Source organism: Streptomyces sp. TAA486, assembly GCF_000426165.1.
On sequence record NZ_AUEV01000017.1, the window covers coordinates 219,369 to 229,744 of the forward strand.

3 protein-coding genes, 1 tRNA gene and 2 rRNA genes are annotated in these 10,376 nt (G+C 67.8%); 1 reads left to right on the forward strand and 5 read right to left on the reverse strand.

What is annotated here, in order from left to right:
* Window positions 1–166 precede the first annotated feature (166 nt).
* The gene (locus I004_RS0123355) at window positions 167–5,860 is read right to left on the reverse strand and encodes a HAMP domain-containing protein (RefSeq protein WP_037977433.1); all 5,694 of its coding nucleotides are present in this window, start codon (window positions 5,858–5,860) and stop codon (window positions 167–169) included.
* Between the two features lie 500 nt (window positions 5,861–6,360).
* Here I004_RS0123355 and I004_RS0123360 point away from each other — a divergent pair, with 500 nt between their 5' ends.
* Window positions 6,361–8,976 carry a SpoIIE family protein phosphatase gene (locus I004_RS0123360; RefSeq protein ID WP_028437500.1) on the forward strand — a complete coding sequence of 872 codons (2,616 nt, stop codon included), beginning with the start codon at window positions 6,361–6,363 and terminating at the stop codon, window positions 8,974–8,976.
* An 86-nt stretch (window positions 8,977–9,062) separates the two neighbouring features.
* Here I004_RS0123360 and I004_RS0123365 read toward each other — a convergent pair.
* The 4 genes from I004_RS0123365 to I004_RS0123380 all read right to left on the reverse strand — a co-directional run.
* Window positions 9,063–9,135 (reverse strand) — tRNA-Thr (locus I004_RS0123365).
* Between the two features lie 107 nt (window positions 9,136–9,242).
* Window positions 9,243–9,929 carry a DegT/DnrJ/EryC1/StrS family aminotransferase gene (locus I004_RS0123370; protein ID WP_028437501.1) on the reverse strand — a complete coding sequence of 229 codons (687 nt, stop codon included), beginning with the start codon at window positions 9,927–9,929 and terminating at the stop codon, window positions 9,243–9,245.
* Window positions 9,930–10,035: 106 nt separating this feature from the next.
* A 5S ribosomal RNA gene (rrf, locus tag I004_RS0123375) occupies window positions 10,036–10,152 on the reverse strand.
* Window positions 10,153–10,281: 129 nt separating this feature from the next.
* Window positions 10,282–10,376: ribosomal RNA gene (locus I004_RS0123380) — 23S ribosomal RNA — on the reverse strand; the annotation flags it as partial.

Below are 10,376 nucleotides of genomic sequence, written 5' to 3' on the forward strand. Positions count from 1 at the left end.
GGGTCATCGTAGCCGCACGCCGGTGTTCGCCACACCCTGTCACCGTGATGTCACTGTGCACACAACAAAAACGCCTCAGGGGACCAAAAGGTTCCCGGTTGACCGCACTTCCACACGTCATCGACACACTCTGTCAGCGGTCGACTGCTACGAGCACCGTGCCACATCAGCGCCCGCTCATCCACTCCTGCATGACAGACAGCAGATGATCCGTGTCCACCGGTTTCGTGACGTAGTCGGACGCTCCGGCCTCGATGCTCTTCTCCCGGTCGCCCTTCATCGCCTTGGCCGTCAGCGCGATGATCGGCAGCCCGGCGAACTGCGGCATCTTGCGGATCGCGGCAGTCGTCGCATAGCCGTCCATCTCCGGCATCATGATGTCCATCAGCACGACGGTCACATCGTCGTGCTGCTCCAGGACCTCGATCCCCTCGCGGCCGTTCTCCGCGTAGAGCACCTGCAGTCCGTGCTGTTCGAGGACGCTCGTGAGCGCGAAGACATTCCGGATGTCGTCGTCGACGATGAGCACCTTCTCGCCTCCGAAGTCGCCCCCGGGGCCCGGCTCGACGAGATCCTGCCCGCTGTGCAGCCAGGCCTCGTCCTGAGCGCCCTGTGACCGCGCGGAGGCGGCTTCCGTCCCGTCTCCCCGGCCGACTGCGGCGCCGGAGCCGTTGCGACCGAGCTGAGCCCTGCGGCCTCCGCGGCCGTTCTGCAGTGCGCGGGGCTCCGGCTGCGCCTCCGGGGGCAGTTCCGGCTGCTGCTCGGGTTCCGCGGCGTTGCGTTGCCTGCGACGCCGTACGAGAGAGGCCGCGGCCCGTTCCGCTTCCGATGCGGCCAGGTCGCTCGCAGCCAGCTCCTGGCCCTCGGCTGTCGTCCCGGCTTCGGCCTCCCGGACCTCGGCGGCAGACTCCTCCGCGTCCTCCTCGACCCGCTCCAGCGGAGCGATGCGCTCCGCCGCGGCTGCACCGGTCTCCGCGGCGGCGGAGACGGCGAGCGTGCCCGAGCCGAGCTGGGCATACCCCTGCGGCGGCAGCTCCGTCGGATGCAGCGGCAGGTACAGCGTGAAGGTGGAGCCCCGGCCGGGCTCGCTGGCGGCATAGATCTCACCGCCGAGCAGCCGGGCGATCTCACGGCTGATGGACAGGCCCAGGCCCGTACCGCCGTACTTGCGGCTCGTCGTGCCGTCCGCCTGCTTGAACGCCTCGAAGATCACACGCATCTTGCTGGCGGCGATCCCGATGCCGGTGTCCGTCACCGAGAAGGCGATCATCTCCGCCTCGGCGTCCAGCAGCGATCCGTGCTCCAGCATCTGCTCCCTGATCACGTCAGGAACGTCCGCCTGCGCGGAGCGGATCACGAGCTCGACGGCGCCGGTGTCCGTGAACTTCACGGCGTTGGACAGCAGGTTGCGCAGCACCTGAAGCAGCCGCTGCTCGTCGGTGTGCAGCGTAGCCGGCAGCTCCGGCGAGACGCGTACGGAGAAGTCCAGCCCCTTCTCGGCCGTGAGCGGCCGGAACGTGGCCTCCACATAGTCCACCAGCTGGACGAGCGCGATGCGCGTGGGGCTGACGTCCATCTTGCCCGCCTCGACCTTGGACAGGTCGAGGATGTCGTTGATCAGCTGCAGCAGGTCCGACCCCGCTCCGTGGATCGTCTCGGCGAACTCGACCTGCTTCGGGGAGAGATTGCTCTCCGCGTTGTCGGCGAGCAGCTTCGCGAGGATGAGCAGCGAGTTGAGCGGAGTGCGCAGCTCGTGGCTCATGTTCGCCAGGAACTCCGACTTGTAGCGCATCGAGACCGACAGCTGCTCGGCACGCTCCTCGAGGACCTGCCGCGCTTCCTCGATCTCCCTGTTCTTGATCTCGATGTCGCTGTTGGTCTGGGCGAGCTGCTCCGCCTTCTCCTCGAGCTGTGCGTTCGACTCCTGCAGCGCACGCTGCCGGTTCTCGAGCTCCTCGGAACGGTCCCGCAGCTGTTCGGTCAGCTCCTGCGACTGCTGGAGCAGGACCTCGGTCTTCGTGTTGACGCTGATGGTGTTGACGCTCGTGGCGATCATTTCGGCGATCTGGTTGAGGAAGTCCTTCTGGATCTGCGCGAAGGGCTGGAACGTCGCCAGCTCGATCACGCCGAGGATTGTTCCCTCGAAGACGACGGGCAGCACGATGACGTGCGCCGGCGGTGCCTCTCCGAGTCCGGAGGAGATCTTCAGATAGCCGGGCGGAGCGTTCTCGACGAGGATCGTGCGCGCCTCCTGCGCGGCCGTCCCGACCAGGGACTCGCCGGGCGTGAACGTCGTCGGCATGGTCTCCGTCGAGTAGCCGTAGCTGCCGACCAGCCGGAGCTCGTAGCTGCCGTCCGCGCTGTGGTCCGCACCGATGCCGACGTCCTCCCTGTCCTCGCCGGTGGAGAAGGCGAGGTAGAAGGCGCCGTGCTGCGCGGAGACGACCGGCGTCAGCTCGCTCATGATCAGACCGGCGACGTCCTTCAGGTCGCGGCGGCCCTGCATGAGGCCGGAGATCCGGGCGAGGTTGCCCTTCAGCCAGTCCTGCTCCTGGTTGGCGAGGGTGGTCTCGCGGAGGTTGGCGATCATGGTGTTGATGTAGCCCTGCAGCTGCAGGATCTCACCCGCCGCCTCCACGTCGATGCGCACATTGTGGTCGCCGCGCGTCACCGCGGTGGCGACGTCGGCGATCGCACGCATCTGGCGGGTCAGGTTGGAGGCCATCTCGTTCACCGAGTCGGTCAGGTCCTTCCACGTGCCCGCTACGCCGCGCACGCGTGCCTGACCGCCCAACTGCCCTTCCGTGCCGACCTCGCGGGCCACCCGGGTCACCTGCTCCGCGAAGGAGGACAGCTGGTCGACCATCGTGTTGATGGTGGTCTTCAGCTCCAGGATCTCGCCGTTGGCCTCGATGTCGATCTTCTTCGTCAGGTCACCGCGCGCGATGGCGGTGGTGACCATCGCGATGTTGCGGACCTGACCGGTGAGGTTGGAGGCCATCGAGTTCACGGACTCGGTCAGGTCCTTCCAGGTGCCGGCGACACCGGCCACCCGCGCCTGACCGCCCAGGACACCGTCCGTACCGACCTCGCGGGCCACCCTGGTGACCTCTTCGGCGAACGTGGAGAGCGCCGTCACCATCGTGTTGAGGGTGTCGGCGAGCTGCTCGACCTCACCGCTCGCCTCGACGGTGACCTTCTTCGTCAGGTCGCCGTTGGCGACCGCGGTGGCGACCTGCGAGATGTTGCGGACCTGGCTCGTCAGGTTGTTCGCCATCAGGTTGACGTTCTCGCTCAGGTCCTTCCAGATGCCGGTGACGCCCGGCACCCGCGCCTGGCCGCCCAGCATCCCCTCGGTGCCCACCTCACGGGCCACGCGCGTGACCTGCTCCGCGAACGAGGACAGCTGGTCGACCATCGTGTTCACGGTCGTCACCAGCGCGAGGATCTCGCCCTTGGCGTCAACGGTGATCTTCTTGGAGAGATCACCGTCCGCGACCGCGGTGGTCACCTCGGCGATGTTCCGCACCTGGGAAGTCAGGTTGTTCGCCATGAAGTTGACGGACTGGGTGAGGTCCTTCCACGTCCCGGAGACGCCCTTGACCTCCGCCTGACCGCCCAGGATGCCCTCGGTGCCCACCTCACGGGCCACCCGCGTGACCTGCTCGGCGAACGAAGAGAGCTGATCCACCATGGTGTTGAGGGTGTTCTTCAGCTCCAGGATCTCCCCGCGCGCGTCCACGGTGATCTTCTGGGACAGGTCACCGCGGGCGACCGCTGTGGCCACCTGGGCGATGTTGCGCACCTGGTCCGTCAGGTTGCCGGCCATGCCGTTCACCGAGTCGGTCAGATCGCGCCAGACACCGGCGACGCCTGGCACCTGTGCCTGACCGCCGAGCCGTCCTTCGGTACCGACCTCGCGGGCCACCCGCGTGACCTGCTCGGCGAACGAAGAGAGCTGGTCGACCATCGTGTTGATGGTGTTCTTCAGCTCCAGGATCTCCCCGCGGGCGTCGACCTCGATCTTCTGCGACAGATCACCGCGGGCCACGGCCGTGGTCACCTGGGCGATGTTCCGCACCTGCGAAGTCAGGTTGCCCGCCATGAAGTTGACGGAGTCGGTGAGGTCCTTCCACGTGCCCGAGACGCCGTCGACGCGGGCCTGGCCGCCCAGGCGGCCCTCCGTACCCACGTCCCTGGCCATCCTGGTGACCTGCTCGGCGAAGGAGGACAGCTGGTCCACCATCGTGTTGACGGTGTTCTTCAGCTCCAGCATCTCGCCGGAGACATCCACGGCGACCTTCTGCGACAGGTCGCCGTTCGCCACCGCCGTCGTCACCTGCGCGATGTTGCGGACCTGCCCGGTGAGGTTGCGGAACGCCGTGTTCACCGAGTCGGTGAGGTCCTTCCAGGTTCCGCCGGCGCCGGGCACCTGCGCCTGACCGCCCAGTTCGCCCTCGACGCCGATCTCCCGTGCGACGCGGGTCACTTCGGCACCGAACGAGGAGAGCTGGTCGACCATCGTGTTCACCGTGGTCTTCAGCTCCAGCATCTCGCCGGAGACATCCACGGTCACCTTCTGCGACAGGTCGCCGTTCGCCACCGCCGTCGTCACCTGCGCGATGTCCCTGACCTGCGCGGTGAGGTTGCGGAACGCCGTGTTCACCGAGTCGGTGAGGTCCTTCCAGATCCCGGCGGCACCGGGCACCTGCGCCTGACCCCCGAGGACGCCCTCCGTGCCGACTTCATTCGCCGCACGGGTCACCTCGTCCGCGAACGTACGAAGCGTCTCGGTCATCGTGTTGATGGTCTCGGCGAGCTGGGCGACCTCGCCCCGCGCGTTCACCGTGATCTTCTGCGACAGGTCGCCGTTCGCGACGGCCGTGGTCACCTGCGCGATCTCACGCACCTGGGAGGTGAGATTGCCCGCCATGAGATTGACGGAGTCGGTGAGGTCCTTCCAGACGCCCGCCACTCCCTGCACACGGGCCTGGCCTCCGAGTTCGCCCTCGGTGCCCACCTCACGGGCGACTCTTGTCACCTCGGACTGGAAGGAGGAGAGCTGGTCCACCATCGTGTTGACGGTGTTCTTCAACTCCAGCATCTCACCGGCCACATGGACGGTGACCTTGCGTGACAGATCACCCTTCGCGACGGCGGTCGTGACGAGAGCAATGTCACGCACTTGAGCGGTCAACCGGGACGCCATCGTGTTGACGGAATCCGTAAGATCTTTCCACGAACCGGACATACCACGCACGCGTGCCTGGCCGCCCAGCTTGCCCTCGGTGCCGACCTCGCTTGCGACGCGCGTCACTTCGTCCGTGAACACCGACAACTGGTCGACGAGCCCGTTGACGGTACGCCCGACCTTCAGGAACTCACCGCGCAACGGCCGCCCGCTGCCGTCGGCTCCGCGGGAGCGCAGATCCATCCGCTGCTCCAGGTCACCCTCGGCCACCGCGGTCAGCACCCTGCCGACCTCGGAGACGGGCCTGACCAGGTCCTCCACCAGAGCGTTGGACGCGTCGATCGCCGCAGCCCACGAGCCCTCGCAGGTGCCTGTCTCGAGCCGTTCCGTCAGCTTGCCCTCGCGGCCCACGACCCGCCGCACACGGGCCAGCTCACCGGTCAGATGAAGGTTCTGATCGGCGACCTCGTTGAAGACCGCCGCGATCTCTGCCATCGGCCCGTCGCCGGTGACGGTGAGACGCTTGCGGAAGTTGCCGTCCCGCATGGCCGTCAGAGCCTGCAACAGCCGGTTCACGGATGCCGCGTCGACCTCGATCGTCCCGCTCTTCCGGGAGCGGCTGCTCTTCGCGCGCGCACTCTTGCCACGCACCGCTGCGCCAGACTCCACCGTGTCCCTCCCGAAGGGTCGACCGTCCTGCCGTCATACCCGGGCTTCTGCTTCGAGCGTTCCCAGTGTTTCACCCTGCCCGAACCAGGCGATAACAGTTCGGCAGCATGGCACACGGCTCTCCACACACCCCGGACGGAAAACACACTGGATCCGGCACCCGCGCACACTGCGAACGTAAGTAACCTGGCTTCCGGCTGTCCATCCGTCCCGTGTTGCGGACAGAGCGCGAAAAGTGCGGATCGTGTGGAAGAGCACGAAGAGTGCGGGACAGCTGCGAGAACATGAAAGGCAACGGAGGGGCGCTGCGGGTGACGCAAGAGCAGAGCGCCGAGCGCGGGGGCATGCCCGCGGACGGCGACGTGGGTCTCCCGGCCGGCGGTAATGGGAACAGCCCGGCAGACGGCAGCGTGAGTGCACCCGCCATCGCGGCGCAGCACACCCCGCGGGGCGCGGACGGCGCACCGGCGGGAAGCGATCAGCGATTCAAGGGGAGACGAGTGATCACCGCGAGGGCAGCGGCCACGTTCGAGCCTGTCGGACGTTCCGTCGCGACCGCCCGCGCCTTCGTGCGGGACACCCTCCAGGGCTGGGGACTCGGCGACATCGTCGACGACGCCGTCGTCCTGACCAGCGAACTCGTCACCAATGCCGTCGTTCACGCGGGCACGGCCGCCGAAGTGGTGTGCCTGCGCAACGGCGACGGCGTACGCATCGAAGTCGTCGACCGCTACCCGGAGCGGGAGCTGCCGCTCCAGGACCCGGCCCACGTCCTGGGCAGCCCGGACCGGGAGGGCGGCCGGGGCCTGCTGCTGTGCGCGGCGCTGGCCTCCCACTGGGGCGTCGACTACACGGCCGCCGACAAGCGCGTCTGGTTCAGCCTCGACCTGCCGGAACGTCCCGTCGGCACCCGTGCCGCCGGCCCCGCACTGCCCGACGACGCACTTCCCGTCGCCGATACGCGCGTACGGGTCGCCGTCGTGCAGGTCGACCGCGGCGGAGCCATCGCCGCCTGGAACGATGACGCGCAGCAACTCTTCGGGTACCCGGCCGAGCAGGTCATCGGCAAACCGCTCACCGACTTCGCCGCATGGCCGCACACCCCCGGCACCAGCACCGGAATCGCCGAGGCGCTGCACCTCTCCCGCTGGGAGGGCTCGTACGGGCTGCGGGACGCCGACGGCCGTACGATCCCCGTCTACGCCTCTCACCTGCGCGTGCGCGACAGCGACGGAGAACCGTCCACCGTGTGCCTGCTCGTACGGGACCACGAACGTGCCGTTCTTCAGTCCCCGTTGCGCTCCCCGGTGACGGACTCCACCGGCCGCCAGGAAACCGGGGACGGTCCCTCTGACCCCTTCGAAATCTTCATCGGTTCTCCCGCTCCCGACGATCTCGACGGACTGCTTCAGCGGACCGTGGAACGCGCACGCGACATGCTCGACGGCGACTCTGCCTACCTCCTCCTCGCCACGGACGACGAGACCGAACTCGAAGTACGGGCCTCCACCGGCCTGCCCTCCGCGCGCCAGCGCTTCGCCCGCGTCCCTGTCGAGGCGGGCACCGGACGGTACGGATCGGCCCGCATGCCTTCCGTGCACGAGGACCTCACCGTCGTACCGGGGGCGGTCCCGCTGCTGGCCGGCACGGGCATGCGTTCCGTCGTCACGGTTCCGCTCAAGGTCGAGGGCCGGCTGACCGGTTCGCTCGGCGTCGCCACGGAATCGCCCGGCCGGTACACCAACGAGGAGGCGCTGCGGCTCCAGTTCGCCGCAGACCGCATCGCGCTCGCCGTCGAACGCGCCCGCCTCACCGAGCTGGAGCGGCTGCGCCGCGGCTCGCTCTCCTTCCTCGTCGAGGCGTCCGACCTCCTGGCGGGCACGCTCGACCGGGACCAGACGCTGGCGCTCATGGCGCAGATGACGGTTCCCACCCTCGCGGCATGGTGCGCCGTCTACACGGTGGCCGAACCCGGCTCGGACCCGCAGCTGTCGTACGTCCTGCACGAGGACGAGGACCGCATCGACCACCTCAAGTCGCTGCTCAGCAAGGTCGATCCGCCGGACCCGGTGCCCGCCCCCGGCGCCCGCGTATGGAGCGCACCGTCCGACGAGGCACACTCGGCCGCGCTGCGCAGTTCGCTGCGCACGGTGGTGCTGGGCGAGGAGGAACACCATCTGTCGCCCGGCTCGACGCGGGCCACGGCGTCCGCGGTGGGTGGCGAAACGGTCGTCCTGCCCCTCGTCGCACGTAACCGCGTCATCGGCATGCTCACCCTGGGCAAGCCGGCGGACGAACGCTTCCGGCAGGAGATCCTCGAACTCGCCGAGGACCTGTCCCGCCGTGCCGCACTGGCCCTCGACAACGCGAGGCTCTACTCGGAGCGCACGGCCATCAGCCAGTCGCTGCAGCGCAGCCTCCTTCCGCCGGAACTCCCCGAGGTCAGCGGCGGAGTCGAGGTCGAGGTCATCTACCGTGCGGCGGGCGAGGGCAACGAGGTCGGTGGCGACTTCTACGACCTGTTCGACATCTCCGAGGACACCTACGGCTTCGCGATCGGCGACGTGTGCGGCACCGGCCCGGAGGCGGCGGCGGTCACGGGCCTCGCCAGACACGCCCTGCGCCTCCTCGCACGCGAAGGTCTCGGCGGGCCGGCGGTGCTGGACAGGCTCAACACGGCGATCCTCGACGAGGGCGCACGCAGCCGCTTCCTGACGCTGCTGTACGGGGAGTTGCGGCCGCAGCGCGACGGGAGCGCCGAACTCAAGGTCGTCTGCGCCGGGCATCCGCTCCCGCTGCGGCTCCGCCAGGACGGCAGTGTGGAACCGGCCGCGGACCCGCAGCCGCTCCTCGGCGTCATGGACGACCTCGAACTGTACGAGCAGACCGTCTTCCTCGACCCGGGCGATGTGCTGCTCTGCGTCACGGACGGCGTGACCGAGCGCCGCGAAGGCACCCGCATGCTCGGGGACGACGGCCTCGCCGACGTACTGACCAGCTGCACAGGGCTCACCGCGGGCGCCGTGGCCGCGCGCATCATGCGGGCCGTCGAACGCTTCGCGAGCGCTGCTCCCTCGGACGACATGGCCATCCTCGCCATGCGCGTGCCCGAGTAGCCACATCCGCCGCACAGGCACCGCATAATGCAAAAAGCAAGAGGCTCCCGTCGAATGACGGGAGCCTCTTCGAATTGCTTGCTCAGAGCCCCAAAACGGAATCGAACCGTTGACCTTCTCCTTACCATGGAGACGCTCTGCCGACTGAGCTATTGGGGCGCGCGGCAGCGGCGCCGATCTTACCCGATGCGGAACGCCGCTCCGAACACCTGCCCCCACAGCGACAACTGCCGCGTGCTGTCTCCTGGTTCGCAGACCAACGGTCTTCAGCAGGCCGCATCCATCAAGAGGCCGCCGAGGCCATTGCACGCGGAGACCAGCCTGTGGAGTTCGCGCTTCGTCATCGACGTCTCCACGGGCAGCGCGAGCGTCTCGTCCGCGGCGCGCTCCGACTCGGGCAGCCACACATCGGTGCGGAACTCCGCCGTACGGTGCGCCGGATTCTTCACCGGTACGTAGCAGGCCACTCCGCGCGCCCGGAGCGCCCGCTTGAAGGCATCCCGGTCGGGCCGCCCGTTGCCGGGTACGCGCACCACGTACTCCGTGAACTCGTGCTGCACCCCGAGAGCGACGGTCGGTATCACGACGCCGCGCAATCGACGCTCCAGGTAGTCCGCGAACCGACGGCGGCGTGCGCCGTCGACCGAGATCACGGAAGGCCCGTTACCGGGTTCCACGACTCGGAGGCCGCGCCGCTGCGCCACCTCGTGCAGGCACACCATGTCAGCGGGGTGCCCGAAGAGATGCACGGGCGCTATGGCGACGGTGCGGTCGGTGAGTGCCGCCTCGACGGACGACGGGGACAGACAGAAGCTGAGCGGATCAATGTCCGCGAACACGGGCCTGGCTCCTACGGCACGTACGACGCCAGCCACTTCGGCACCGCCGAAGGCCGGCACCACAACGTCGTCGCCGGTCCGTATGCCGGCGGCCGTCATCTCTGTCGCGCTCATGACGCCGATGGTGCGGGCGGAAAATGAACTCCCGGTGACAGCACGAACAAGGGCTGTGGTTTCCGAACCCAACAGTTCGGAAACCACAGCCCCTTTTTCAATAGGAGTTCGGCGGTGACCTACTCTCCCACACGCTCCCGCATGCAGTACCATCGGCGCAGTAAGGCTTAGCTTCCGGGTTCGGAAAGTAACCGGGCGTTTCCCTCACGCTATGACCACCGAAACACACCCCGGAAACCGGAACCGGTCCGGGGAAATCTTTATGTGTATCAGCGATGAACGCTGTTCAGTTGTATCCGCACAACGGTTGTTGTTTCAGATACCGCACAGTGGACGCGAGCAAAAAGAATCTGTGGTCAAGCCCTCGGCTTATTAGTACCGGTCAACTCCAACCCTCACGGGTCTTCCATATCCGGCCTATCAACCCGGTCATCTCCCGGGAGCCTT